The organism is Blautia faecis, assembly GCF_027662325.1.
In the GTDB taxonomy this organism is placed as follows: Bacteria; Bacillota; Clostridia; order Lachnospirales; family Lachnospiraceae; genus Blautia_A; species Blautia_A faecis.
This window is the reverse complement of the sequence record NZ_JAQDKY010000042.1, coordinates 1-26,138: the sequence shown is the minus strand read 5'-3', so window position 1 is coordinate 26,138 and position 26,138 is coordinate 1. Positions and strand designations below refer to the sequence as shown.

Below are 26,138 nucleotides of genomic sequence, written 5' to 3'. Positions count from 1 at the left end.
GCAGACCCCCGGCAGGTCTTTGCCGAAGAGTCTGCTGCAATGCATGGATGATCATGCTTTTTCTGGTGTCTCTTCCACCATATGGGCAGCGATTTTCTCATTGATCTTCTGCTGTCTGAACTGAACACACTGAAAAATAGCGTGGCGGATTTCAACCGCCCTGGCACTGCCGTGTGTCTTCACAACCAGTCCCTTAAGACCCAGAAGAGGAGCTCCGCCGTACTCACTTGCATCAAATGCCTTCATGGTTTCTTTGACGGCCGGTTTCACCAGAAGAGCTCCAACCTTGCTGCGGGTGTCTTTCATAAGGCCGGTTTTAAGCATCTTCATAAAGGTACTTCCAAGTCCTTCATAAAGCTTCAGGATCACGTTCCCGACAAAAGCCTCGCAGACAATCACATCTGCATAACCAGCCGGAATATCCCTTGCTTCAATACTTCCAATAAAATTGATCCCCGGGCATTCCTTCAAAAGAGGGAACGTCTCTTTCACAAGGGCATTTCCCTTCTCCTCCTCTGCACCAATGTTTACAATGGCAACACGAGGGTTCTTGATTCCAACCACGTCTTCCATATAGATGGAACCCATCTTCGCAAACTGTACCAGATGCTCTGGTCTGGCATCTACGTTCGCACCGCAGTCAATAAGAAGTGACACACCATTCTGGGTAGGAATCAAGGGTGCCAGCGGCGGACGCTGTACTCCTTTGCTTCTTCCTACGATCACCTGACCACCTACTAAAATGGCGCCTGAGCTTCCAGAGGAAACAAATGCTTCTGCTTCCTGCTTCTTCACAAGATTCAGTCCTACCACAATGGAAGAATCTTTCTTCTTACGGATTGCCAGAACCGGAGGCTCTGCTGTCTCGATCACCTCTGTGGTATTCACGATCCGGATTCTTTCCTTGGGGTAATTCTGAAATTTACTCAGCTCATTCTCAATTACATCCTGCCTGCCGGTAAGGATCACATCAATGTCTTCCCTCTCGGTAACAGCCTCTACAGCTGCTTTCACTGGTTCTGCCGGAGCGTTGTCTCCGCCCATGACATCTACTACAACTCTAACTGTCTCTGCCATATTTTTCTCCTCTTCGGATATTCTTCAATACTGTAATCTGGTAATGTGAAAACATCCATTATAAACGGGATACGCAAAACACAGCCCTGTTCAACAGCTCCGCCATACCAGAGCATGTTTGAAAAAGGCTACAAGGTACACTATCCCGAATAATACTATTCTACTTTATCTGCCCCCTCTTAGTCAATAGGGAATCAAAGAAAGGTTTCGGACCCAAAGACTGTGGTTGACGAAGCTTCCAATCTCCGCTATACTCTCACTGGGAGCAGATAGGTGCCGGTGTGCCTCCTGGTCTTCAAAACCAGTGTGGGGCGCTAATCCCGTCCCGGATGGGTTCGATTCCCATATGTTCCCGCCAAAAACGTACCCAGCTTTCCATTCTTACTCTTCTCATTGAGACCGGTCTGCCTGCTGCAAGTTTCGTTTTAATACTCTTCCTCCATTTTCCATAACTGTAATCCGCTCTCTGTCAAACCCCTCCAGCAGTATGATCGCACATTTACGGGATATTCCCAGACGGTCACGAAATTCTCCAGTCTGGATCATACCCTTTTCTTTAAATAACTGATATACCATATCCAGGGCTTTCTGCCGTATTTCCCGGTGCATATAATGCTTCTCGTCAAACCGTACAAGAACACCGTCCCGCACCATGGCAAAGAACACTTCTGAAAAATCCCGCTCACCGGAAAATACTTTCTTCACTTCATCTGTCAGCGGAGGCTTAAAGCCCGATTTCAGATATAATTCCTGCAGCTGCAAAAAGACAGAATTTCCACATATTTCTTCTGTTATTTTTCCTGCAGCATGTGCTTTTTTTCTTTCCTTTCCCGTACATGCGCAATGAACAACAGCATCTGCATTCTGTCTTTTTTTCCTTTTTACCCCATTGGGATTCAGCACAACTCCACCGCCGATGGTTTCTACTGGCGAATAAAATCTTATAACAAAATGATCCCCTGCTTTCATTGCCGTCATCTGCTCCATCCGAAGCTGGACTACGGCCTCTTCACCGGGCTTCAGCACTTCTCTGTCAAACAGAATTATTTTACACACCAGTTCTGCTGCCCCATGATAAAGATGAACACGGGTACCGCTTTTTAAAGTACGCTGTCCTGACTTCAACAGCTGCAGCCGTACATCTGCTATCATGGTACCTTCCATACTTCCTGCTGTTGCCAGGATTTCTCCCCGGGAGATCTGCTCTTTTCCAATTCCCGGAAGGTTCACTGCCACCCGCTGTCCCGGAACAGCTTCGGATACTTCCTGACCATGCACCTGAATCCCTCGAATTTTTACCCTTTCAGCTCTGGGATAAAGCATGGCGTCATAATTCAAGCCTAAACTGCCATCAAGCAGCGTCCCTGTCACTACGGTTCCAAAACCCTTTAAAGAAAACACACGATCTATGGGCAGACGAAACGCAGATGCTTTCGTACCCATTCTGCCTGTGCAACTGTCATCTTCTTTTCTGGAAAGATTCTGATTTTCCGTGGTTTTTCCGGCTGTGCACAGTTTCCACAACACCCTGCGCAGTTCCTCAATCCCACGCCCATCCACAGCACTGGTCACTATCACATCCTCATTTTCCAGAAATGTTCCCTCTGCAAATTCCCTAATTTCCTGGTCAAGTCCCTTTTTCCATTCCAGGTCACCTTTGGTGAGTACAATCACACCCTTTCGAATACCAAGCAGGGAAAGTATTGCCAGATGTTCCCTGGTCTGAGGCATAACTCCCTCATCTGCTGCGATCACTACCATGGCAATGTCAATTCCGCCAGCTCCGGCCAGCATATTCTTTATAAATTTTTCATGACCTGGCACGTCAATAATCCCTGCTTCCCTGCCATCCGGAAATTTCAGGAACGCAAAACCATTTTCAATTGTAATCCCCCGTCTTTTTTCCTCTGCCAAGCGATCCGTATCCGTGCCTGTCAGCGCCTTGACCAGCCAGGTCTTACCATGATCAATATGTCCGGCAGTACCTATGATCCTGTACCTTTTTTCTTCCATATCTTTTTCATGCCCCATTTTGTTCGAACAATCCCACTATTTCGTTTCCAAATAAACAGCGCGAAGAAGCCACTTCTCCGCGCCATGTTTACGTTTATAACAATATTGTCTTTTTTCTGTTGTTTGGAAATATAATTCAGTAATTTAATAACATTATTCTACAGTAACAGATTTTGCCAGGTTTCTCGGCTTGTCCACATCCAGGCCCTTCGCTACGCTGACATAATATCCCATCAGCTGCAGCGGAACAATTGCAAGGCTGGTTGTGAAATACTTCTCCGTCTTGGGAACATATACGGAGAAATCAGCGGTATCCTCAATACTGTAATTGCCATAGCTGGTCAGTCCCATCAGATAAGCACCACGGCTCTTTACCTCAACCATATTGCTCAGTGTCTTCTCAAAAAGATCCTTCTGCGTCATCACACCGATCACCAGAGTACCATCCTCTACAAGGCTGATCGTTCCGTGCTTCAGCTCACCTGCTGCGTAAGCCTCAGAATGAATATAACTGATCTCCTTCATCTTCAGGCTTCCTTCCATGCTGATAGCATAGTCAATTCCTCGTCCGATGAAGAAAATATCATGGGCATTTGCATACTTGCTTGCAAACCACTGGATACGCTCCTTATCATCCAGAACACGGCTGATCTTGTCCGGCAGGGTCTCCATCTCAGCAAGCAGACGAGTCACTTTTCCCTCCTCAAGCTTTCCCTGGACAAAAGCGCTCTGGATAGCCAGCAGATACATGGCGATCAGCTGGGTGCTGTAAGCCTTGGTGGTGGCAACAGAAATCTCAGGTCCCGCATAAGTATATAACGTATAATCGCTCTCTCTTGCAATACTGGAGCCTACAACATTGACTACGCTAAGTACCGGAACATTTCTATCTCTGGCAAGACGAAGAGCAGCCAGACTGTCTGCGGTCTCTCCAGACTGGGAAATAATAACCACCATGGAATCCTCCACAAGGATCGGATCACGGTAACGGAACTCAGAAGCCACATCCACCTCAACCGGGATCTTCGCCATGGATTCGATCACATATTTGCCAACCATGCCAACATGGTAAGCAGAACCGCAGGCGATGATATAGATTCTCTTAAGAGAAGCCAGCTTCTCATCTGTAAGCCCTGTCTCAGAAAAATCAATGTGTCCCTCTTTTACATAAGCGCCAATGGTGTCCTGAACAGCCTTCGGCTGCTCATGGATCTCTTTCAGCATAAAGTGCTCATAGCCGCCCTTCTCAGCAGCAGCTGCATCCCACTGGATCTCCACAACGTCTTTCTCAATCTCTTCACGGTCGATATTGTAGAAATGGATCTCATCACGGGAAAGCTCCGCAATTTCAAGATTGCCGATATAATAAACTCTTCTGGTCTGATCCAGGATCGCAGGAACATCAGAAGCGATAAGGCTTCCGTTCTCGCTCTTTCCAATGATCAGCGGACTGTCCTTGCGGGCTGCAAACAGTTTGCCCGGATAGTCCTTGAAAATAACACCAAATGCATAAGAACCGCGGATACGGAGCATTGCTCTGGAGATTGCTTCCAACGGGGTTCCGGTTTTCTTATAGTAGTAATCTACCAGCTTCACAGCCACTTCTGTATCTGTCTGTGAATAGAACGTATAACCGGAACGAAGAAGCTTCGCCTTCAGCTCCTGATAATTCTCGATAATTCCATTATGAACAAGTACTACGGACTTATCATCTGTACAATGAGGATGGGCATTTGTCTCAGAAGGCTCTCCATGAGTCGCCCAGCGGGTATGACCGATACCGCAGGTACCCGGTACGGCTGAACCGCCGTCTGTCTTCTCGATCAAAGTTTTCAGACGCCCTTTCGCCTTTACGATTGCGATCTTATCAGTTGCCTCGTTTCGAACTGCGATACCTGCTGAATCATAGCCTCTGTATTCCAGCTTGGAAAGGCCTGTCAGCAAAATCGGTGCCGCCTGTTCATCTCCTACATAACCAACAATTCCACACATAAAATTTCCTCCTCAGTCTCAGTCTTAATCATTCTCCTCGTTTTTCTCCTGGCCAGCTGTCTTCTGCCATGCCTCAACCCCTTCTGTATTTTCCTTCTGGAAAAGGATTTTGAAGGTAAGCATCAAAAGCTTCAGATCCAGCTTCAGAGAATAGGTCTCAATATAGGTGAGATCCAGTTTCAGCTTATCATAAGGTGTCGTGTTGTATTTACCATAAACCTGGGCATAACCGGTAAGTCCGGCCTTCACTTTCAGGCGGTAATCAAATTCAGGGATCCTCTCGCTATACAGTGCAGCAATTTCCGGCCGCTCCGGTCTTGGGCCTACCAGAGACATATCACCTTTCAGGATATTAAAAATCTGTGGCAGCTCATCGAAATGGATCCGGCGGATAAGCTTCCCGACCGGTGTGATCCTGTCATCCTCTTTCTTCGCCAGCTGGGCACCCTTCACTTCAGAGTCCATTTTCATGCTTCTGAATTTCAGGATCATAAAGATCTGCTTATCCTTCGTAAGACGCGGCTGCTTATAAAAAACAGGACCGCCATCATAAAGCTTAATAGCAAGTGCGATCAGAATCATAAACGGAGATGCGATCACCAGCCCTGCCAGGGAAAATATAATATCCACAATTCTTTTGAAAAACAGCTGCTCTGCTGTCAGACGCAGGTTTCTGGAAAGAAGAAGCGTGGTATCAAATAAATGAATATCGTCTGCATTCCGGAGCATAATATCAGAAAGCTTCGGAATAGAATAACAGCGGATATCCTTCTCAAAGCAGTATTTCAGGAGAAGATTTCGTTCGTGGGACGGGATATCCCCGATCACAACTGCTTTATATCCGTTGATCTTCTCCTTGATCACGTCAAGGCCAAGGGAAAGGGATGCCATCTCTTTAATGGCATATTTATCCTCTCTGGTCTCAAACTTATTCCTTAAATCTCCCGGATTACGTCCGCCATAAATCATCAGCATCTGTCTGGGCGGATACAGTCTGGTGTACACATAACGCATACCAACCACCCATATGACAACGATCACCAGGTCAATCCCCGTCATAGCCAGCATAGGTGTCAGATGCTCTCCCAGACGCCAGCGGCCGATCAGGCACAACTGTAAATAGGTAATAAAATTCACGCAGCACACAGACAGGATCTGGGAATAGATTACTTCAAATACCCGCAGATAACCCACCTTAAAACCACCGTAAATTTTATAAAAGAAGTATATCATCAGCACATACAGGCCAATGACTACCTGATTGCCTCTGTCAAAGCGTCTGCCGATGACCTCCTTGTGGGCATAAAATTTATACCAGATATAGGCGAAAAGCAATGTTTCAATAGCTATGATCACCGCAGACGCCAAAAACATGATCAGTCTCTTATATCGTTCGCGATTTTCCATTTTTTCCTCCAGTAAATTTCCTCTGAAATCTATACGTTGTATAAGTATAGCACAAAAAATCCCAGAGGAAAACGATTTTTTTCGTCACCTTATTTTGCCAAAAAATGACAGAGCGGGTTGATATCCAAATCAAACCGTGATAAAATCAGTACATATTGTAGTAAAGCAATATAATATTTATACAATATGATATTTTATAATGTGAAGTAAATAACAGATTCTAAGTTTTGTCAATATGTAATTTTCAGAGTGACGGTTTACAGGTACTGTTCCGTTACTGTTCACAGGGAATGTTCCGCGAGGTGTTTTTTGTGAGCAAGGCTCACAGAAAGCCCGAGAATTGCGGCGCGAAATCATGCAAAAGCATGATTTCTGTGCATCGCGGAGCGTGTTGCTGTGAACGGAGTGAACAGCTGCGAAGTATACCTCGGTCTGCAGAAAGGAATCAATGCGTCATAATCAAATTTCCAGACAGAATAAAAATAAAAAAATAAAATATCTCGCCATAGGACTTGCCGCTGGCGTTCTTGGCATAGGCTCAGCTGCAGGTGTTCTCACTTCTGCCAACAGCCATGCTGTGAACCGGAGTGCATCCTCTTCCACACAGGATACTGACCAGATCACTTATAAAGGTGTTACCTATGTTCCGAAAGGGAATCTTGAGACTTACCTTTTCGCCGGAATTGATTCTCCGGATAAGGTAACCGAGATCAAGGAATACGACGGTACCGGTCAGTGCGACGTGCTGCTTGTGCTTGTCCGCGACAGAAGCACAGACACCTGCAAGTTTCTCACCATCGACCGGAACACCATGACTCCGGTGAAAAGCCTTGCAGATGACGGTTCTTACATAGATACCACAGAATGCCAGATTTCCCTGGCACACGCCATGAGCCTGGATCATGAGACCCGTGCAGAGAATACTGTGGATGCAGTTTCCACGCTCCTTGGAGGTCACAAGATCGATGGCTTTGCAATGGTAAACATGAGCGCCATCGAAGTGGTAAATGATATGGTTGGCGGTGTCACCGTCACCATCGAGGATGATTTCCCGGACAGTGACACACTGATCAAGGGACAGACCGTTACCTTGCACGGTAAAGACGCTGAACGCTTCATCCGTGAGCGCAAGACCGTTGCCGACGGACTGAACGAGAACCGAATGAGCCGTCAGGCCCAGTACGAGGAAGCTTTCAAGCCTGTTTTCCAGGCGAAATGCAGTGAAGATAAGACGTTCCCGCTGGATCTTTATCATGCACTTGAGGACTACATGACTACCAACATCAGTGCCAAGAAGTTTTCCCGTCTTGCCCTTCTTCTTTCCGATGAGAAAGAGGAGGAGAAAGTATCTATAGAAGGAACTGCCGACTTCGACGAGGATGGCTGGCAGACTTTCACTCCTGATCCGGACAGCCTTCAGGAAGCGATCCTTTCGCTTTTTTATAAGGAAAAGAAATAATTTTCCTGTTAGAAAATAAATCGTAGCTAGGAAGATACTGAACAGCTACAATAAACAAAATTAAGGAGACCCGACATGAACGAAGAACTCACAAACGACGAGGTGGAAATCGACCTTGTGGATCTAGGCTACGTCTTGTTAGACAAATGGCGTTATCTGCTGATCAGTCTTATTGCAGGCGCTGTACTTCTGGGTGCGTATTCCTTTTTCTTTATCGCACCTACCTATGAATCCACAGCCAAGCTTTACGTAGTATCTGCCTCAGACGATTCTGTAGTCAATTTAAGTGACCTGAATCTTGGTACTTCCCTGACTGCAGATTATGAACAGCTGATGCTCAGCTATCCGGTACTGAACCGTGTCATTGACCGTCTGAATCTGGATGCCACATCCGATGAACTGGCTAAAGCTTTTTCACTGAATAACCCAAGCGATACCCGTATTCTGGAGATCACCGCTACTTCTACCGATCCGCAGATGGCTATGGATCTGGCTGAAACTATGGCTGAGGAAGCCATTGATTATCTCCCGGATACCATGAGCACACTTGCTCCGAATCTGGCACAGCATGCCAAGCTTCCTGAGAGTAAAGTAGCTCCAAGCTATACCAAATTCACCATGATCGGTGCTCTGCTTGGACTTCTCATCTGTGCAGCATTCTTTATTGTAAAATATCTGATGGATGACACCATCCATACTGCAGATGATATGGAAAAATATTTTGGGCTGGTACCTCTTACCACAATCCCTGACAGCGATCAGGTAATCGATCTGGATGAGGAGCAGCACCGCAGACGCGGCAGAAAGAGAGGTCGTAAGAAATAATGAACCAGCTTAATGTAAACCTTCCGGAGCTGCCCTATGCAGTTTCCGAAGCGATGAACCGACTTCGTATTAATATTAAATTCTGCGGTAAAAATACCCGCAAGATCCTTTTGACCAGCTGCCAGCCTAATGAAGGTAAGAGTACCATTTCCTCCTACCTGTGGAAAATGCTTGCAGAAGCAGGATTTCCCACTGTTCTGGTAGACGTTGACCTTCGTAAATCCGTTATGAAAACACGTTTTCAGATGGACTATGACGATGACACTACTATGGGACTGAACCATTATCTTTCCGGTATGGCAGAATATGAAGACGTTGTATATAGTACCAATATTCCAAACGGCTATATGGTTCCGTGTACACAGCTCCTTGAGAATCCTTCCGCTCTTCTGGAAGACGTTCGTTTCAAAGAGCTTCTGAATACTCTTTCAGAGAATTATCGTTTTGTTATTATAGATTCCCCGCCGCTTGGCAGTGTAGCAGATGGAGCACTTATCGCTTCTCTGTGCGACGGCGCAGTTCTGGTTGTACGTGCCGGTACTACACCGCGTACTCTGATCAAGCAGTCTCTTTATGAGATCCAGCAGTCTGGCTGCAAGCTCCTGGGTACAGTCCTGAACCGTGCCGATGTAAAGGGACGTGCTTATGGCAAGTATGGCTATGGAAAATACGGTTATGGTTATGGATACGGCTATGGTTATGAGCCTAAGGATAAGAAAAACAGCTCTGACTCCGCTGCCACAGATAAGAATTCTACCGGAAAATAACCGTTTGTACTATTTTTACCGGCTGTGAACTTTATTCACAGCAATCCAACTTCCGGATAAACGGGTCTGCGTGGGGAGACCGTTTATTAAATACATTAAATTAAGAAATAGAGGGTGTTACCAATGAAATCATTCAAAAAAGTAGCTGTAACCATCCTGGCTGCAGTAATGATGCTTCTCATCAGCACTACTGTTTTTGCAGCAGATTCACCTGTAAAAACATCTTTCAATGCTTCTCTTACCAAGAAAACTGTAACTTACACTGGTAAGAAACAGCAGCCAAAGGTTGTAGTTAAGAATGAAGCTGGAAAAACAATCAAGGCTAAATACTACACAGTAAAAGTTAAAACATGTAAGAATGCCGGAACATACAAAGTTACCATCATCGGTAAAGGAAAATATGCCGGATATACACAGACTCTTACTTACAAGATCAAAGCTAAAACTCAGAAGGTTACCTTAAAGTCTACTGACAAGTATACTGTAAAGGCTTCTGCAGTTAAGAAGAGCAGTAAGACTCTTAAGAAAGCTATCAAAGTAACTAAGAAAACTGGTAAAATTTCTTACACAACAAACAACTCCAAGATCAAAGTTAACAAAAACGGTAAGATCGTAGTTGCTAAGGGAACCAAGAAAGGTATCTATCAGGTAAAAGTTACTGTTAAAGCTAAAAACTACAAGACAGTAAACAAATACATCACCGTTACAGTTAAATAATCCTGGTGTATAATAAAAAACAGCTCTCTGACCACGCAGGGAGCTGTTTTTTCATTGTTACTGATTTTCGCCTCACATATTATCCTCAGCTCAGGCGGCTGACCTTCTGACGATACTCTTCCAGGTCGCCTTCATCAATATAACCGATACTTAACAAATATAAATTAAGCGCTTTTGTAAAATCCACCGTAGCTTCGGCACCGTTTAAAGCAAAATACAGATCTATAATCTTCTTCTCATCTTCCTCCGTGCAGTCTACAATCTGAAATTGAACAGAGCATTGCTCTATGTCATAATTCATCGCAAGCAATATTTCCTTATCACCTTTGCAAACAGACAATTCAATTTCACGTTCCACCACCTGTTTCAAATCCAGTCCATAATTCAATATACCGCTATTTTTTACATATTTGATATCATCGGCCTGTAAAATCAGCTGAAGTACGTCCTGTATTGTTTCCTTCATTTTCTCTCACATCTTTCCTTTATTTTCGCAGCTGTTTGCTGCTTCAAATTTCTATGCTCATAATAGCACGGAAACAGGAGCTTCACAAGTTTTATCTGTCTGTTTTTATCTAAAAATTTCGAGATTTTTTTCTGACGCAGCACTATAGATCTTCATACCAGAACTATACAGTGGATGATTGTATAAAAGAGCGAATGATCGCATTGTCACTGGTATTTTTCCAATAGCTGATAGGGGTTGCCTTTGGATCACGCTGCAATTCCAGCAGATAATTCATCACATCCCAGGGGCAATATACATCAAAATCACCAAAATGGTAGCCATCATACCATGCTTTAATATCAACAGCCCGTTCCACCAAATCAGCATCCTTTGGTAAGTCGCTGCTCATGCTCTGCGCCAATCTGGATTCCTTCAGATTTTCCAGCAGCACGTCCCTCCTCTAATATATCTAATACTACCTCTTCAAATTTAAGAAAGAAAACATATTTAATACCTTGCTTCCAGTTTGCAAGTTTAAGTTCTGATTTAGCTAATCGCTTGCAAAAGTAAATTCTGGCAAATCAAAATATCATGATTTTTATGGAAGTTAGTTTTGCAAAGTTCTTCAAAACTGGAATTTACTATTAGAAACAAGTTGTTTTATGCTTCATGATATTCTCCTTGGATAACGCCATCCGGATTCTATTGCTGACCCACAACTATAACTAGATATCAAGAGGTTTGCAACACTAACTTCTATCATTTAGTGTCTTTTCCTGTTCCTCTCTCCATTCACTCTGAAAATATCTATCATACTGTTTCGGTGCTACTTCAGGTAATTGTCCCAGAACAGCAAAAAGAAATTCATTAGCGTATAAAATTGCCTGCTCTCTAGGAATATCATATTTGTTCATCAATCTTATAATTGAATCAAGCAAACTTTTTTTAAGAGTATAGCCAGAATCTCCTTTCATCTCATTTGCCAATTTAGTCATATTTTCTTTAGAAAAAACTAACGCCAAATCTTCAAATAATTGCTCTGCTTGTGGTTCAAAATCAATAAAAAACTCCCCAGTTTCAACAAACAATTTCTTTATGTCATAACCGGCTTTAATTTTACCAGCCAAATGTTCTCCTGCCGCCAATATAATTTCAGTGCGACCTGCAGATACTACTTCTTTAAGTAAAGCTTCTACCATATACCTTCTCCCCTATCTCTCCTAATTATTTTTACTATTCTGTCTCATCCGAATTTCCTAACTTTATATCTTATAGCTCGAATCCATCACTTTCCGTTTCCACCATAACGTGTACCACCGACTCTGTTCCGGACTCGCGGACCAGGATCCTGCCGATATCTCCCAGCTCTTCTGTAACCTTCTTCACCGCTGCCTGCACGTCCACATCGTCCTGTGCGGCCTTCTTATCGGTTACTCTCACATTGATAAGCACCTGCGGATACACCGTAAACCCTTATGCCAGTTCACTAAGCTTCTTTCTCGTTATTATAACTTCCATGATTTTCAAGCTAGTCAGGATTCTATTGCCTGTGCATGCATTGGAAATGTCATCTCGTTCGCTTTGGTAGCCAAAAAATACTTGTAATAGAAATAATTACAGTTATAAGAACCTCCCATTTTTCTACAAATTCTCTCATAATAATACCATTAGTCCTCTTTTTCCATATTATAAAAATATATCAAGATATTTTCTCCAAACAATATGTTTCTTCTTCCTTCAAAAAACTTTTTTATTTCATTCATCAATCGCAGCAAATATCCTGTTAATCTCCTCGAATGTATTTACTGCATCTTCAAAATTCTGTTTCTGATCAGTATACAGCAAATCCTCATGCAAAGTTTCATAACGTCTTTGTATTGATTCATTAAAGTATTCTTTCCATGAGTTAAAATCATATTTCCCAGTAGGATCATATTCTTCGGAAATATTTCTTTTCTGCAGATAGTAACTATCTGTATCCTTTGTTTTTCTTAAAAGGGATTTTAGCTCTTCCGATGCTTTTAAAAATTCCTGAATATCCTCGCGCTGAAAAAGTCTGGTAACATCATAAATATGACGTACTTTATTTCCTAATGTTCCACATATTGCATGTCTTTTAACTGACATCACCTTATCAAGAAATGTATGTTCAATAGCCAACACATTTATTACCACTTCTTTTAATTCATATTCAGCTATAACATCTTCCATTTCCTGTTTTTCCAGGTATTCTTGAATATATGTCTTCAATACTCTTTTAGAATATGGATCTGGTCTAACACTAGAGCCAATTTCCAATTTCACTTTAATATTATCATTATTACCAAAGAAAACATAAGAGCTTTTATTCCTATCGTTTCGCTCTTCTGGGATAATTTCCACTTTATAAGTGTTTGTCATTATCTTCTCTATCTTCTTTAAACTTTTATCATACTGCTTTTTAGACAAACCAGAAGCCAAAAATGTCAAATCTATATCTTCTGAAAACCGTTCGATTGAGCCTGGATAGCATTTACTAAGTGAAGTTCCACCTTTGAACACACAACAGTCTGCAAACTCACTCTTCTCAAGTTTTTGAAGCATACTCACAATGTAATAATCTCTTCTAACAGCGTCTTCTGGAATGCCAATGTATCCAGCTGTTATACTACAAAGATCTCGAAAATCCTCTTCATTCTCATGCAGTCTCATATATTTCCTCCATGGTTGGAATTGCATAAACAGACATTGATGATAAAAATTGTTTTAATGAGTTATTAACATTTAGATACTCCAAAAAGGATTCCAAAAAAGCAATTGTTGCCTTTTTATATTTCATATGCTCCAGGACATAGACCGCAGCTTTATCAGAATAAGACTGTGCAAACTTCTCCATATAAGTAATCAGCGCTTTTTTGTTTACATCTTCTATCTTAGAATAATTTTGAAGAATCTCCAGAGTTTCAATTACTGCTACGCGCTCTTCATTCAGATCACAAGAGATATTTTTTACAACCACATTCTGAATTGTTTTCCTTTGCCCTGGCACATGATTTGAAAAAACTTCCGTCTGCTTACTTATTTGTGTAGTAAGTCCTTTCTCATTATACAGTTTATAGCCTACAACCAATCCCTTCTGATTCCCAATGTAATGAGTAACAATATCCTGCTCTCTGATCGGAACAATTCCAAATCTGGATTTCTTCGGCTTATAATATAACCCTTTAGTCAAATGGACAAGTGAACCACTTTGGCAGAAGCGTTCAAGTGTTTTATAAAATGCTGCTTCTGTCATGTCATCTGCCAAGAAAGTATATATACGGCTTGCTTCAATTACAGTATTCTCTTTAATATTGCAAAGAAACAATTCTATCCGCTCTCTACTATTCATCACTCCTGCTCCTTCTAATTATTTTATTTAAATAATAAACAGACATAGATCGAATGTCAAGTAGATTTTGTTTTTACTCGACATTCAGATGTTGCAAACTTATAACAATTTAATCTCTAAATATTCTATACGAAATTATTATATTATAACTTATCTTATACACACCACCACCGCCCGGCACACGCCGGGCGGCAGCATCCACGGTATCCAGCCCTTATCCGGCCACATACCCATTTTCTTTAATTACATTTACAACCATATCCACATATTTTTGGCAGATTTCTTCACTCTCCGCTTCCACCATAACACGCACAACCGGCTCTGTTCCAGACTCACGGACGAGAATTCTTCCGGTATCGCCCAGTTCCTCTGTAACCTTCTTCACCGCAGCCTGCACATCTGCATCATCCTGCGCAGCCTTCTTATCGGTCACTCTCACGTTTGTGAGCACCTGTGGATAAACGGTAAATCCTTCTGCCAGTTCGCTGAGCTTTTTCTTTCTCGCCATCATAACTTCCATAATCTTCAGACTGGTAAGAATTCCGTCCCCTGTGCTGGCGTATTTGCTGAAAATAATATGCCCGCTCTGCTCACCGCCGATACGACAGCCGTTTTTCATCATGTACTCATATACATATTTGTCTCCAACGGCTGTTTTCGCGTAGTCGATTCCAAGCTCATCAAAGGCCTTGTACAGACCGAAGTTGGACATGACGGTGGTGACAACAGTGTTGGTCAGCAGCTTGCCGCGCTCTTTCATGTATTTTCCGTAGATGTAAAGAATGTGGTCGCCGGTGATCACATTGCCCTTCTCGTCTACGCAGAGACAGCGGTCTGCATCGCCGTCATAGGCAAAACCAACGTCCATTCCGTTCTCCACCACGTATTTCTGCAGTCCCCCGATATGGGTAGAACCGGCATTGTTGTTGATGTTGGTGCCATCCGGCTGGGCGTTGATCACGTAGGTTTTGGCGCCGAGAGCATCAAAAACAGCCTTGGCAATGTTCCAGGAGCTTCCGTTGGCACAGTCCAGCGCCACCTTCACGCCGCGGAAGGAATAGACACCCAGAGAGATCAGATACCCTATGTAACGGTTTCTTCCGGAAACATAGTCTACTGTACAGCCGATTTTTTCCTTCTTTGCAAAAGGAATCTCCTCCCATTTCTGCCCGAAGACTTCCAGATTTCCATCCAGATAGGCTTCCACAAGGGAAATGGTCTCCTCGTCCATCTTCTCCCCGTTTCCGTTGATCAGCTTGATTCCATTGTCAAAATATGGATTATGGCTTGCGGAAATCATAATACCGCAGTCAAATTCATCCACTCTTGCCACATAAGCCACAGAAGGTGTGGTCGTGACATGGAGAAGATATGCATCTGCACCGGAAGCCACCAGTCCGCCAACCAGTGTATACTCGAACATATAGCTGGAACGGCGGGTATCCTTTCCTATTATGATACGTGCCGGAGTGTCATCACCGTTCTGACGTTTCAGTTCTCCGTAATACCAGCCGAGAAAACGGCCTACTTTATATGCATGATCTGCTGTCAGGTTTTCATTTGCCTCTCCGCGGAAGCCATCTGTACCAAAATATTTTCCCATTTTTATAACCTCATCCTGTTGTTTTTCCCCCGAAAAACATCTGCCGTTTCTGCTCACCGCACTCATAAGACTGCTGCAAATTTACTCTACTGTAACGCTCTTTGCCAGATTTCTCGGCTTATCCACGTCAAGTCCCTTTGCCACGCTGACGTAATATCCCATAAGCTGTAACGGAATCACCGCAAGGCTTGTGGCAAAGCACTCCTCTGTCTTTGGAACATAAACGGTAAAGGAAGCCGTATCTTCAATATTATAATTTCCATAGATAGTCAGCCCCATGAGATAAGCTCCGCGGCTTTTGCACTCTACCATGTTGGAAATGGTTTTCTCATAAAGCTCAGACTGGGTGAGCACACCGATCACAAGAGTGCCATCCTCAATGAGACTGATAGTGCCATGCTTCAGCTCTCCTGCTGCGTAAGCCTCAGAATGGATGTAACTGATCTCTTTCATTTTCAGGCTACCTTCCAGGCTGATGGCATAATCAAGTCCACGTCCGATGAAAAACACATCCCTGGCATTGGCCTGTTTGGCAGCAAACCACTGGATCCGCTCCTTATCGTCCAGGATCTTCTGGATTTGCTCCGGAAGACACTGAAGCTGGGAGATAAGATCCTGATAACGCCCCTGGGAAATGCATCCGCGCACCAGCGCAAACTGAACGGCAAGGCAATAGCCGGCGATCAGCTGGGTGCTGTAGGCTTTCGTTGTGGCAACTGCAATCTCCGGACCGGCAAGGGTATAAAATACATTATCTGCTTCCCGGGCAATGGAGCTTCCCACCACATTGACAATTCCAAGGGTTTTCAGCCCCTTCTTTTTTGCAAGACGGAGGGCTGCAAGGCTGTCTGCAGTCTCGCCGGACTGGCTGATCACGATCACCAGACCGTTGGGATCCAGAGGCATGCTGCGGTAACGGAACTCAGATGCCAGACCCACACGTACCGGCAGCTGCGCCAGATCCTCCAGCACATACTGACATGCCACACCTACATGATAGGCTGAACCACATGCCACAATATATATCTGGGAAAAAGACTGAAGCTCTTCCTCCGTAAGTCCCACAGAAGACAGGTCGATAGCACCATCCTTTAATACGGAATTCAACGTATCCTGAACGGCTTTTGGCTGCTCATGGATCTCCTTCAGCATGAAATGCTCGTAGCCCGCTTTTTCAGCTGCTTCTGCATCCCATTTGATCTGCGTTAGCTTTTTCTCAATCTCATCTCCGTCCAGATTATAAAAGGTAACGGTCCCATTTGCCAGACGTGCCATCTCCAGATTTCCAATATAATAAACATTGCGGGTATATTTCAGAATCGCCGGAACATCAGAAGCCACATAGCAGTCTCCGTTCTCCACGCCGATGATCATAGGACTGTCCTTACGGGCAACATAAATCTCCCCGGGATAATTCTGGAACATGACCGCCAGGGCATAAGAACCGCGGATACGAACCATGGCATGGTTGATGGCATCCACTGGAGTATGCTCATATTTCTTGTAATAGTAATCGATGAGCTTCACTGCCACTTCGGTGTCTGTGGAAGAATAGAACTCATAGCCCTTGCGAAGAAGCTTATTCTTCAGTTCCTGATAATTCTCAATGATACCATTGTGAACACCGACCACATTTCCATCATCGGAGGTATGGGGATGGGCATTTGTCTCAGAAGGTTCGCCGTGGGTCGCCCAGCGAGTGTGACCGATACCACAGGTACCAGCCAGGGCATGACCATGATCGGTTTTCTCCGCCAACGCTTTCAGGCGGCCTTTCGCCTTTACAATTTTCGTTTTGTTCTCACCGTCACGAACGGCAAGACCGGCTGAGTCATAGCCGCGGTATTCCAGTTTCGATAAACCATCCAGAAGGATGGGCGCGGCCTGGGAATGGCCGGTGTAGGATACGATTCCGCACATAGAATATTTTCTCCTCTATAACATTTTAATTGATTTCATACTCTTTCAAAACTTTCTGGCGAAAATCCGAATCATCAGGCACTCGCTTTAGGTCATCAATACGGTTGTCTCTTAGCAGGAATTTGGTAAATTTTTATTCCTGTTCTAACCCCTTTTTCATTCCGCTAACCCAACGATTCTTCCCCTTTCCTCGATACCCTAAAGTGTTTCACGAATCTTCACCTTTTCTTCCTCGGCTTCCTTTTCTATCTTCATTCCAATCATCTCCTCTATCAACTCTTTTATGATGACATCCTTTCTTCCCATGGATTTTATCACCTTCTACGATTTGTTTTTCAGAAAAGTTTATGTAGGTTTAAAACTCTTACGATATATATGATAGCATACTGTGTCCTTTTTGGGAAAAATATAAAAATTATTTAATACACTGAAAAGCTTTTAGAAAATTCACATTGCCTGTATAGGGACGACTATCAATTACGTCTAATAATTGTTATTCACATTCTTTTAATATTTTTATTGTATGTTCAACACCTTCATTCGCATTAAACATCGGAACCCATCCAAGATTTTCTAATTTTTTACTACTTAAAACTTGTTTGGCAATAGGCGTCCTATTTGCGATATCTAATACTGACGGATCAGCAAAAATCACTTTTTTATTTACTGTCTTGGCTATAATTTCTGCTAATTTAGCAATAGTAATACGCACATTTGGATTTGCAATATTGTACGGTGTTCCTGATTTTCCATTAATAAGAACCGTTATAAGTCCAGATGCACAATCTGCAATATAATTATAACTTCTTAATTGATTACCAGCACTTTTCATTATTATATCTTCATTATTTAATGCATTCCTTATAAATTGAGCATTTGCCCGACTATCGGTTTCCGTAATCCCAGGACCATAAGTATGACACGGTCTTACAACAACGGTTTCAAGTTCATACTGACTACTGTACGATGCACACAAATTTTCAACAGCTCGTTTACTTTGCGGATAACACGATCTTGGCGAAGTAATATCTATGGCTCCTAAATACTCCTCTTTAAATTCATCAAGAGATAAATCTCCATTTCCATACACTTCCCCAGATGAAACAAATAAAAATCTCTTTCCACCATGCGCCTTAGTATACTCAAGTAAATTATAGGTTCCTTCAATGTTACCTATAATTGTTCCAACAGGATCACTATTAAATGCAAGTGGATGCGCATTTCCAGCAGCATGTATTACATAATCCACTTCATAATCAAATATAATAGCTTTTAGCACATCATATTTAAAAATTTTAAGATTATTATCTTTCCAGCTTTCATATCGTTTGTGCATTTTTTCAAGATTTCTCCCTGCTACACACACAGTAATGCAAGCATTATTTGTTTGATTATATCTTAACAACATATCTGCAACAAATGAGCCTATTGTCCCAGTTGCCCCTGTAACCAAAATTGTAGTCCCTTTAAGTTGTTCAATTCCAACCGTATGCTGTATTGCGAGATCTAAGTCATTTAAATATGTAATACTATCTTGTAATGCCATTCCTTCACCTCTATTTTAACCAGTCGGATCTTTTTGCTATAAGAAGGGCCTTAAAAATATCTATATCTTCAACTGTAGTCAATTTAATATTTTTTTCAGATCCAACAGAAAAATACACCTTTTCTCCTAGCTCAATCATTAAAGTGCAAGAAGCAACAGAATTTGTTATTCCAGCGGCGAGAGCCCTTCTATGCAAGTCACAAATATCCCCTACATGGAACCCCTGCGGTGTTTGCGTTCTTTTCAAAAAATCTCTAGGGTAACTGCCTGTTGAGTTCTCTCCATTTTCAGTTTTTAACATAGCCTCAGCGCAAGGAATAACTGTAGTTGCATTTCCTTTTTCTTTTGTAATCCTTATGCAGTCTGAAATAATATCCGCAGAAATCATTGGACGAATAGCATCATGAATTAATACTATATCATCGGATTTAAAATGCCGCTCCAATTCATACACCCCATTACGAATAGAATCCTGCCCATTTTTCCCACCAGAAACTATATATTGTAATTTTGTAATATTAAACTGGTTTGCATATGCCTGCAATACCGACTGCCATCCATCAATGCAAACCACTGCTATTGAATCAATTTCTGGGTGTCGCTGAAATGCCTCTAGAGTATATACAATAACCGGTCGCTCATTCACCGTAAGAAATTGTTTAGGTATACTTTGTCCCATTCGATTGCCAGATCCTCCAGCAATTAGTAATGCAATATTTGCCATTTGCTTATCCTCCGTATATCAAAAAGTTATTTTATAAGCTACATGTAATTCTCTCTTTTCTAAAGGTGGAATCTCCATGTAATCTCCATATAAATTTTTTAAATAATGATCATAATTTGCTGGTGCTTTAAAACGGTAACCGCAAAAATCAACTTTAATAATATCTTCAAACATTTCTTTTTCAAATACTTCTCTTTCATAGCTAATTGCAGACGGAACACCATAGAAACCAGTTTCTTTACTTTTATTAGCTATTTTATCCACTAATTTAAGATAAAATTTCAAACCACCTAAATGACAAAAAAGAAAACCAATTCTTCTTCTCAATTTATAATACTTTCTCAATTCTATGTTCTCTTTTGACTTTTGTAAAATTGGTGGTGATGGATACAAATAATCCACACAAACACTTGCACCTTTATAGGAAAAGTCATAAATTTTTCCTAGGATCTTCCTCTTAAGTCTTGATACAGGCATATTTTCAATAATAAAAACATCAATAAACAGCATAGAAAAGCTCTCCACTCCTGCATTTGATATTTCAATATATTGAGTATTAACTTTAAATATCTTAGGATTTTTACAAAAATATTTGTCCGTCAAAGGTTGTACTAAAATATATTTTTTATCCAATTCAGCAACATGCTCAAGAAACTTTTCATACTGTTTTCGAGTCATCATTATATCAACATCATCATCCCATGGAATAAATCCTTTATGCCTAATGGCACCTAATAGAGTTCCTCCAGATAACATATAATCTATATTATATTTATCAAATACTTTACAAACATCGACTAACATTGTTAAAAGAGAATTCTGTAATTTTTTCAAATCACAATCACTTAAAGCATATTCTGGAAAACACGATGAATATAAACCTTTACTTGATTTCATACCATATACCACTCACTTCTTGTATTTTATTATTTTTACTCTAACGACTTTATTTCAATTATAATATTTTCACATAAAAACTTTGGAATAGCACATATTATAAAAATCAATTTAATAAAATTCTACGCTTCTTATTATTGCATTTTACAAACGTTCTCTATTATTTCAGCAACCTTTTCTGAAGCCTTACCATTCTCAAAACTTCCAATTTTAGCATAAAATGCATTAACATTTTCTATATATTGTTCATATTTAAACTCGGCAATTTTATGAAATAACTCATCTTCATTTATTGCAAATTCAAAAGGTAATTCTTCCATATTAAAAAACAATTCTCTTTCTTGCGTTATAAATTCATAATAATCATTACACAAAAGAAAAACCGGTTTGTATCCTAATGCAGCTTCAAATGCCGAACTTGAATAATCAGTAATCAAAGCATCTGTTATTAACAATAGTTCCTGCATATCTGGATAATCTGAAACATTTATAATATTTTCTCCAATTTGAATATTTTTATATAAAGATGCAATATTAGGATGAAGTCTAAAAAGCAGTTTACACTTCCTACCAGTCTTTTTCTCAAATGCTGAAATCCATTTTTCATAATTATTATTAAAAACATCAAATGAAATAGTTTGTCTAAACGTAGGTGCATACATAATAATAAATTCGTTTGACAAATTAATTTTTTTCCTTATACAGAGTTTTAATTCATCATTATCAAGAAAAAAAATATCGTTACGCGGTGATCCAACTTCTAATACTTTTCCACAGTACCAAAATGATCTTTGAAGCATTTCTGTACACCATTGAGATCCGGATAATAGTATGTCTATCATTTTAGAATCATTTAAACTTGCAAGTCTATACTCTTCAGTCAAACCAGGGGCTTCTTTTTCTATTTTCTTAAAACCAATAGCTCCATGCCATGTCTGTATATAATATTGTTTTTTTCTTTTTGTTATATAGGGAGATTTTCTGCAATTATCAATCCAAATTTTTGCTGTACTTAAATGATATAAAGATGCAATAGAATTAATTTTTACTACATGAATTCCTTCAGGCATTTTTTCATTTTTATCTTCAACCAGCCAGTATATCTTATATATTTCTTTTCTTTTTCTTAAATTTTCAATAATATACTTAGGGTTATCTCCATATCCCTTTCCTCTAAAATTAGATACAACTATTTTTTTTCTATCAATAGGAAATATTCTAAAACATTTCATAAAAGAATAATATAACAGCTGTTTTTTTCCTAGTTTTACTTTATTCATTTGACCTTCCTTTAAATACAATTTTTTTAATATACTGAAATGCACTTATCTTAAAGATTATAGATTCCATAGCATATATGAATCCACCACAAATAACCTGTATAAACAATAAAATTACATCATTTTTTATAACAGCCCTAAACGGTGCTATTACTATACACATAATTACAGTCGCAACTAAAGACGGTAGAATATCACTAATTTGCTGCTTGTAGGTATAATTTAATTCCTTTTTTAAGGGCATAGCATTTGCTATCGAACTATAAAAAGAATATATTACCATCGTAGCGGCTATGGCTATTGGGCTAATTTTTATTCCTATAATTAACAAAATTAAATATATTGGCTTTTTTATTAATTCGAGTTTCAAAACAATATCGCTTCTTCCTATTGCTTTAATTGACTGTAAGCTAATATTCCCAATTAAGCCAATACCAGATGAAACAGCCAATAATTGTAAAAAAGGAATAGCTTGTTTCCACTTTTCCGTCAATAAGACATTTACCAGTGGTTTTGCAATAACCACTAATCCTCCAATCAACGGAAATATTATATATAGCATAACACTTAAGGATTTTCTTAAAGTTAATTTTACCTTTTCTAAATCATCACTCTTATTTGCCAAATCCGGAAATAGGACTGACATCATAGCAGTACTTATATTATCCATCACTAAAGACGAAAAACTTTTTCCCCTATTGTAATAAGCCAAATCACTAGTTGTATAAACTTTTCCAATAATCAAAGACCTCAATTGTTCAAAAAATGTACCAGATAAATCAGCTAAAAGAATCTTCCAACCATACTGCATTAATTTTTTTGCCGATGTAATTGAAAAAACAAGTTTAGGACGCCATTTGATAGTAAACGACAACACAATTGTATCAACAATTGTATTAGACATATACTGAATAATCAGCGCCCATGCCCCCATGCCCAAATAAGCAGCTACAATTCCTAATACACCTGAAAGTAAAGTCCCCCATAACGTTGAAAAAAAGAACTTTCTAAACAACATATTTCTTGACACATACGCATGCTGTACAGAATTAAATGCACTTATAGGAATGCGCAATGAAAAAGCTCTTAAAATACTAGATAGCGCAGGCATTCCAAAAAAAGTAGCTATATATGGTGCTGAAAAAAATAAAATAACATAAATAATAATAGAAACAAATAAACTACAATAAAATATGGTCGAAAAATCAACATCTGTGGCATCCCTCTTTTGAATTAAGGATGTTGAAAATCCGGATGTAACAAAAACGTCTGCAAAAGCAATAAATACCAAAATTAATGATACCACACCATAATCCTCTGGTACCAATATACGCGCTAATACAATTGAAACAATAAAAGAAACAATTTGAGCTAAAAATCTTTCTCCAAATTTCCATATAAAACTAGTTGTTAATATATTTCTTTCTTTTTTCATATATACAATCCTTGCTATTTATTTATCCATTTACTTTTTTGTTTAATAAGCATTTCCTTTTTTTCTACTTGACTTAACCCTGTTATATCAAAAACATTATCTCTAATATTGCTTTTATATTCTTCAATTTTTTTCACAACACGAGCTGGATTTCCAGCAATTATAGATCCATTAGGAACACTTTTTGTTACTACACTCCCCGCACCAACAATACAATTATCTCCAATATTCACTCCTGGCAGTATTAATGCTCTAGCACCTACAAATGTATTATTACCAATTCTAACCATTCCAAATATATCCGTACAATCTGGAATAACTTTTATAACAGAGTTATCATGGGTTAAAATTTGTACATCATTTGATATTGTTACATTATTACCAATATATATTAGATACGATTCAGATGTAGTAATATCTGAATATATTCTACAATTCTTTCCTACAATCGCTCCACATTTTCTAAAATAACTGTTTATGTATTCACAACTTTTTTCTCCTGATAGATGCAATATTTTACACGCTATTTTTTTTCTCAAATAACCTATTTTCACTTGAGGATCTCCTTCTTTTACTTAAAACTTTTAATAATCTACAATATATCAGACTTAATATCCAGCATTTCTTTTTACACAGTTCCCATAAAATTCTATTTTGAATTATAATTGTTGTAGAATTTATCATACCATTATTAATATTAACTATTTTAGATGAAGTGTTCTTTTTATATTTCATGTCTAAATTACTGTCCCACAAATCTCTTAACAAGCTAGACATTTTAATCGTATATTCTAAATTAGCAATTTCGAGACAATTTTCCGTATCCCATTCAACATTTTGAAGATACTGCTTTAATATCATATAAACCTTAGTAATATCTTCGACTTGTTTTTCATTAAACCCATGTGACATACTTTGCTCTAATACTCTATAATTATAAATAACCTTATCAGAAACAATTATTTTTTTTGCTAAAGCATAAATTTGAATAGATTGTAATAAATCTTCCCCCAGTCGTATATCTTTTAGCTTCTCGTAATCAAAATTATCTTTTATCAATAATTCTCTTTTTATAACTTTCGACCATAAATGATTATACTCATAATTTCCAATAAATTTTTCAAAAAAAAGCTGTTTATCTTTAAGTGAAGTATAAATTTCGGTTTCTAATATTTTCGATGGCTTATAGTCTTCTTCCCCATGCCAAAAATTGAATCGAAAAACCACAACATCTGGATTGTCTTCCAGAAGCATATTAATATTATTAAATGCATCTTTTTCATAACAATCATCAGCATCAAGAAATAAAATATATTCTCCACGTGATAACTCAATTCCCTTTCTTCTCGCTAAAATCAAGCCTTTATTTTCCCAACTAAAAACTCGTACATGTGAGTTTGTCTCCTCATAATTTTTACAAATATCCAATGTACCATCTGTTGAACCATCATTAACAATTATCAATTCGTAACTATCATAATTTTGATTCAAAACAGATTGAATACATTCAGCTAAATATTTTTCAGCATTATATGCTGATATTAAAATACTAATTTTGGGTTTATCCATACTATCACCTTATCCAAATATATTATCCAATATATATTTTTTATTTCCACCTTCACGTATAGAAACATTTATAATCATGTAAATCATCGCAAGAGGAACAAATAATACATACGAATAATTTGCCTCTATCATCATACATGCAAATAGAACCCCACAATATGATAATACCAAATAAATTTCTCTACATTTTCTCACTAACATAACTAACGGATAAATTAAAATACCAAAAAACGGAAGCGCCCCTAAAATTCCTAATTGGGCTAAATATACGATATAAGTGTTGTGTATTGTATAATTCATTACGCCACCACCAATTTCATTTACCAAGCTTTTCGGTGCTCTCATTCCATTTCCCCAGATAGGTGAATTTCCAAATACTCTCAAGCCATACGCCCATTCTATGTATCTTTTATGTTCACTTCCCATATAATCCGTTTTAAGCAATCTAGTAAAAGTATCTTCAGGTAATAAATACACTATTGCAAAAACAGCTATCATTATAATAAGAATTTTAGTAAAAGATATTTTCTTGTCTTTAAGAATAAGAAAAAGCATTATTGCAGCTACCGGTAAAAACGTTCCTCTAGAGCCAAGCAGCAATATACCAATAATATTAATACCCGTAGCTCCCATATACCAAATTTTGTTTTTCTTTTTTCCCTTTATTGCTCCATAAAAAGCTAAAAGTGTTGGTAAAAGTAAATAAAGCGAGGTAAAATTTACATCGTAATATTCTTTTGAATTAAAAAATAATGCTAATCTAAATATTCCATATTGTGCATACGGTGTACGATGTTGCACTATAATTAATAAACTCATGAGAACAGCAGATACAATATAAGAATCAATTAAGAATTTTATATTTCTTTGCCTAAATTGCATTTCCGACATACATAATAAAAATAATAACAAGAAGCTAACAAAAAGAATATAGTAAGGTTCCGCTTGCTTATCTAAAACATACTTAGAAATCATTAAACTTATCCATGAAAAAAGAATCAGTATTTGAGATATTGTTAACTTATAACCTTTAATTACCCATGTATATAGTAAAATAAATATTCCAAAGCAAATAATAACTATTAAGCC

General features: G+C 39.4%; 22 protein-coding genes, 1 tRNA gene and 2 pseudogenes. 5 read left to right on the top strand and 20 right to left on the bottom strand.

What is annotated here, in order from left to right; translation table 11 throughout:
• Nucleotides 1-51 precede the first annotated feature (51 nt).
• Nucleotides 52-1,077, bottom strand: coding sequence for a phosphate acyltransferase PlsX (gene plsX / locus PGQ38_RS16135; RefSeq protein ID WP_270432637.1), 1,026 nt, complete (start codon nt 1,075-1,077; stop codon nt 52-54).
• Between the two features lie 261 nt (nt 1,078-1,338).
• Here plsX and PGQ38_RS16130 point away from each other — a divergent pair.
• Nucleotides 1,339-1,435 (top strand) — tRNA-Sec (locus PGQ38_RS16130).
• Nucleotides 1,436-1,467: 32 nt separating this feature from the next.
• Here the strand turns inward: PGQ38_RS16130 and selB are convergent.
• The 3 genes from selB to PGQ38_RS16115 form a co-directional block, all read right to left on the bottom strand.
• Nucleotides 1,468-3,090 carry a selenocysteine-specific translation elongation factor gene (gene selB / locus PGQ38_RS16125; protein ID WP_270432635.1) on the bottom strand — a complete coding sequence of 541 codons (1,623 nt, stop codon included), beginning with the start codon at nt 3,088-3,090 and terminating at the stop codon, nt 1,468-1,470.
• A 153-nt stretch (nt 3,091-3,243) separates the two neighbouring features.
• The gene (gene glmS, locus PGQ38_RS16120; RefSeq protein ID WP_270432633.1) at nt 3,244-5,082 is read right to left on the bottom strand and encodes a glutamine--fructose-6-phosphate transaminase (isomerizing); all 1,839 of its coding nucleotides are present in this window, start codon (nt 5,080-5,082) and stop codon (nt 3,244-3,246) included.
• 24 nt (nt 5,083-5,106) lie between these two features.
• Nucleotides 5,107-6,489, bottom strand: a complete 1,383-nt coding sequence (locus PGQ38_RS16115) for a sugar transferase (protein ID WP_173717140.1) — start codon at nt 6,487-6,489, stop codon at nt 5,107-5,109.
• A 448-nt stretch (nt 6,490-6,937) separates the two neighbouring features.
• On the opposite strand from PGQ38_RS16115, the gene PGQ38_RS16110 reads away from it, so the two are divergent.
• The 4 genes from PGQ38_RS16110 to PGQ38_RS16095 all read left to right on the top strand — a co-directional run bounded on the left by PGQ38_RS16110 (nt 6,938) and on the right by PGQ38_RS16095 (nt 10,257).
• On the top strand, nt 6,938-7,948 hold the full coding sequence (locus PGQ38_RS16110) for an LCP family protein (RefSeq protein WP_187566200.1): 1,011 nt from the start codon (nt 6,938-6,940) through the stop codon (nt 7,946-7,948).
• Nucleotides 7,949-8,023: 75 nt separating this feature from the next.
• Nucleotides 8,024-8,773 carry a YveK family protein gene (locus PGQ38_RS16105; RefSeq protein WP_173771367.1) on the top strand — a complete coding sequence of 250 codons (750 nt, stop codon included), beginning with the start codon at nt 8,024-8,026 and terminating at the stop codon, nt 8,771-8,773.
• Complete coding sequence (locus PGQ38_RS16100; RefSeq protein WP_173771365.1) at nt 8,773-9,540, top strand: CpsD/CapB family tyrosine-protein kinase; 768 nt, start codon at nt 8,773-8,775, stop codon at nt 9,538-9,540. Before PGQ38_RS16105 ends, PGQ38_RS16100 begins: the two co-directional genes overlap by 1 nt.
• Nucleotides 9,541-9,663: 123 nt before the next feature.
• A complete protein-coding gene (locus PGQ38_RS16095; protein WP_187566198.1) occupies nt 9,664-10,257 on the top strand; it encodes a hypothetical protein in 594 nt (197 codons plus the stop codon).
• Between the two features lie 85 nt (nt 10,258-10,342).
• Here the strand turns inward: PGQ38_RS16095 and PGQ38_RS16090 are convergent, their stop codons facing one another.
• The 16 genes and pseudogenes from PGQ38_RS16090 to PGQ38_RS16015 all read right to left on the bottom strand — a co-directional run.
• Nucleotides 10,343-10,723, bottom strand: a complete 381-nt coding sequence (locus tag PGQ38_RS16090; RefSeq protein WP_173771363.1) for a hypothetical protein — start codon at nt 10,721-10,723, stop codon at nt 10,343-10,345.
• A gap of 181 nt (nt 10,724-10,904) precedes the next feature.
• Nucleotides 10,905-11,063: pseudogene (locus PGQ38_RS21030) on the bottom strand (AAA family ATPase); the annotation flags it as partial.
• Nucleotides 11,064-11,454: 391 nt separating this feature from the next.
• The gene (locus PGQ38_RS16080) at nt 11,455-11,904 is read right to left on the bottom strand and encodes a hypothetical protein (protein WP_187566197.1); all 450 of its coding nucleotides are present in this window, start codon (nt 11,902-11,904) and stop codon (nt 11,455-11,457) included.
• Nucleotides 11,905-11,974: 70 nt separating this feature from the next.
• A pseudogene (locus tag PGQ38_RS20170) lies at nt 11,975-12,262 on the bottom strand (phosphoglucosamine mutase); the annotation flags it as partial.
• Between the two features lie 198 nt (nt 12,263-12,460).
• Nucleotides 12,461-13,396, bottom strand: a complete 936-nt coding sequence (locus PGQ38_RS16070) for a nucleotidyl transferase AbiEii/AbiGii toxin family protein (protein WP_270432629.1) — start codon at nt 13,394-13,396, stop codon at nt 12,461-12,463.
• A complete protein-coding gene (locus tag PGQ38_RS16065) occupies nt 13,383-14,075 on the bottom strand; it encodes a hypothetical protein (protein ID WP_187566195.1) in 693 nt (230 codons plus the stop codon). Before PGQ38_RS16065 ends, PGQ38_RS16070 begins: the two co-directional genes overlap by 14 nt.
• 214 nt (nt 14,076-14,289) lie before the next feature.
• A complete protein-coding gene (gene glmM, locus PGQ38_RS16060; protein ID WP_187566194.1) occupies nt 14,290-15,678 on the bottom strand; it encodes a phosphoglucosamine mutase in 1,389 nt (462 codons plus the stop codon).
• Nucleotides 15,679-15,759: 81 nt separating this feature from the next.
• The gene (glmS, locus tag PGQ38_RS16055) at nt 15,760-17,598 is read right to left on the bottom strand and encodes a glutamine--fructose-6-phosphate transaminase (isomerizing) (RefSeq protein ID WP_270432624.1); all 1,839 of its coding nucleotides are present in this window, start codon (nt 17,596-17,598) and stop codon (nt 15,760-15,762) included.
• A gap of 493 nt (nt 17,599-18,091) precedes the next feature.
• On the bottom strand, nt 18,092-19,144 hold the full coding sequence (locus PGQ38_RS16050) for an NAD-dependent epimerase/dehydratase family protein (protein WP_195991063.1): 1,053 nt from the start codon (nt 19,142-19,144) through the stop codon (nt 18,092-18,094).
• Between the two features lie 10 nt (nt 19,145-19,154).
• The gene (locus PGQ38_RS16045; protein WP_173736429.1) at nt 19,155-19,868 is read right to left on the bottom strand and encodes an IspD/TarI family cytidylyltransferase; all 714 of its coding nucleotides are present in this window, start codon (nt 19,866-19,868) and stop codon (nt 19,155-19,157) included.
• Nucleotides 19,869-19,886: 18 nt separating this feature from the next.
• A complete protein-coding gene (locus PGQ38_RS16040; protein WP_173736430.1) occupies nt 19,887-20,765 on the bottom strand; it encodes a LicD family protein in 879 nt (292 codons plus the stop codon).
• Nucleotides 20,766-20,899: 134 nt separating this feature from the next.
• The gene (locus tag PGQ38_RS16035; RefSeq protein ID WP_270432622.1) at nt 20,900-22,045 is read right to left on the bottom strand and encodes a CDP-glycerol glycerophosphotransferase family protein; all 1,146 of its coding nucleotides are present in this window, start codon (nt 22,043-22,045) and stop codon (nt 20,900-20,902) included.
• On the bottom strand, nt 22,038-23,480 hold the full coding sequence (locus PGQ38_RS16030; protein WP_195991065.1) for a lipopolysaccharide biosynthesis protein: 1,443 nt from the start codon (nt 23,478-23,480) through the stop codon (nt 22,038-22,040). The genes PGQ38_RS16035 and PGQ38_RS16030 overlap by 8 nt, the downstream gene beginning before the upstream one ends.
• A 14-nt stretch (nt 23,481-23,494) precedes the next feature.
• Nucleotides 23,495-24,034, bottom strand: a complete 540-nt coding sequence (locus PGQ38_RS16025; protein ID WP_270432621.1) for an acyltransferase — start codon at nt 24,032-24,034, stop codon at nt 23,495-23,497.
• Nucleotides 23,997-25,049, bottom strand: a complete 1,053-nt coding sequence (locus tag PGQ38_RS16020) for a glycosyltransferase family 2 protein (RefSeq protein WP_195991066.1) — start codon at nt 25,047-25,049, stop codon at nt 23,997-23,999. The genes PGQ38_RS16025 and PGQ38_RS16020 overlap by 38 nt, the downstream gene beginning before the upstream one ends.
• Before the next feature lie 9 nt (nt 25,050-25,058).
• Nucleotides 25,059-26,138, bottom strand: a 1,080-nt coding sequence (locus PGQ38_RS16015) for an O-antigen ligase family protein (protein WP_270432619.1), incomplete at its 5' end; no start/stop codon positions are given.

What these genes read in the sequence shown, in the direction of transcription:
- PGQ38_RS16100 (WP_173771365.1), top strand. Translation starts at nt 8,773, where the DNA reads ATGAACCAGCTTAATGTAAACCTTCCGGAGCTGCCCTATGCAGTTTCC.
- PGQ38_RS16045 (WP_173736429.1), bottom strand. Translation starts at nt 19,868, where the DNA reads ATGGCAAATATTGCATTACTAATTGCTGGAGGATCTGGCAATCGAATG.
- PGQ38_RS16065 (WP_187566195.1), bottom strand. Translation starts at nt 14,075, where the DNA reads ATGAATAGTAGAGAGCGGATAGAATTGTTTCTTTGCAATATTAAAGAG.
- plsX (WP_270432637.1), bottom strand. Translation starts at nt 1,077, where the DNA reads ATGGCAGAGACAGTTAGAGTTGTAGTAGATGTCATGGGCGGAGACAAC.
- glmM (WP_187566194.1), bottom strand. Translation starts at nt 15,678, where the DNA reads ATGGGAAAATATTTTGGTACAGATGGCTTCCGCGGAGAGGCAAATGAA.
- PGQ38_RS16115 (WP_173717140.1), bottom strand. Translation starts at nt 6,489, where the DNA reads ATGGAAAATCGCGAACGATATAAGAGACTGATCATGTTTTTGGCGTCT.
- PGQ38_RS16080 (WP_187566197.1), bottom strand. Translation starts at nt 11,904, where the DNA reads ATGGTAGAAGCTTTACTTAAAGAAGTAGTATCTGCAGGTCGCACTGAA.
- glmS (WP_270432633.1), bottom strand. Translation starts at nt 5,082, where the DNA reads ATGTGTGGAATTGTTGGTTATGTAGGAGATGAACAGGCGGCACCGATT.
- PGQ38_RS16070 (WP_270432629.1), bottom strand. Translation starts at nt 13,396, where the DNA reads ATGAGACTGCATGAGAATGAAGAGGATTTTCGAGATCTTTGTAGTATA.
- glmS (WP_270432624.1), bottom strand. Translation starts at nt 17,598, where the DNA reads ATGTGCGGAATCGTATCCTACACCGGCCATTCCCAGGCCGCGCCCATC.
- PGQ38_RS16050 (WP_195991063.1), bottom strand. Translation starts at nt 19,144, where the DNA reads ATGGCATTACAAGATAGTATTACATATTTAAATGACTTAGATCTCGCA.
- PGQ38_RS16110 (WP_187566200.1), top strand. Translation starts at nt 6,938, where the DNA reads ATGCGTCATAATCAAATTTCCAGACAGAATAAAAATAAAAAAATAAAA.
- PGQ38_RS16090 (WP_173771363.1), bottom strand. Translation starts at nt 10,723, where the DNA reads ATGAAGGAAACAATACAGGACGTACTTCAGCTGATTTTACAGGCCGAT.
- PGQ38_RS16095 (WP_187566198.1), top strand. Translation starts at nt 9,664, where the DNA reads ATGAAATCATTCAAAAAAGTAGCTGTAACCATCCTGGCTGCAGTAATG.
- PGQ38_RS16035 (WP_270432622.1), bottom strand. Translation starts at nt 22,045, where the DNA reads ATGAATAAAGTAAAACTAGGAAAAAAACAGCTGTTATATTATTCTTTT.
- PGQ38_RS16030 (WP_195991065.1), bottom strand. Translation starts at nt 23,480, where the DNA reads ATGAAAAAAGAAAGAAATATATTAACAACTAGTTTTATATGGAAATTT.
- PGQ38_RS16040 (WP_173736430.1), bottom strand. Translation starts at nt 20,765, where the DNA reads ATGAAATCAAGTAAAGGTTTATATTCATCGTGTTTTCCAGAATATGCT.
- PGQ38_RS16020 (WP_195991066.1), bottom strand. Translation starts at nt 25,049, where the DNA reads ATGGATAAACCCAAAATTAGTATTTTAATATCAGCATATAATGCTGAA.
- selB (WP_270432635.1), bottom strand. Translation starts at nt 3,090, where the DNA reads ATGGAAGAAAAAAGGTACAGGATCATAGGTACTGCCGGACATATTGAT.
- PGQ38_RS16105 (WP_173771367.1), top strand. Translation starts at nt 8,024, where the DNA reads ATGAACGAAGAACTCACAAACGACGAGGTGGAAATCGACCTTGTGGAT.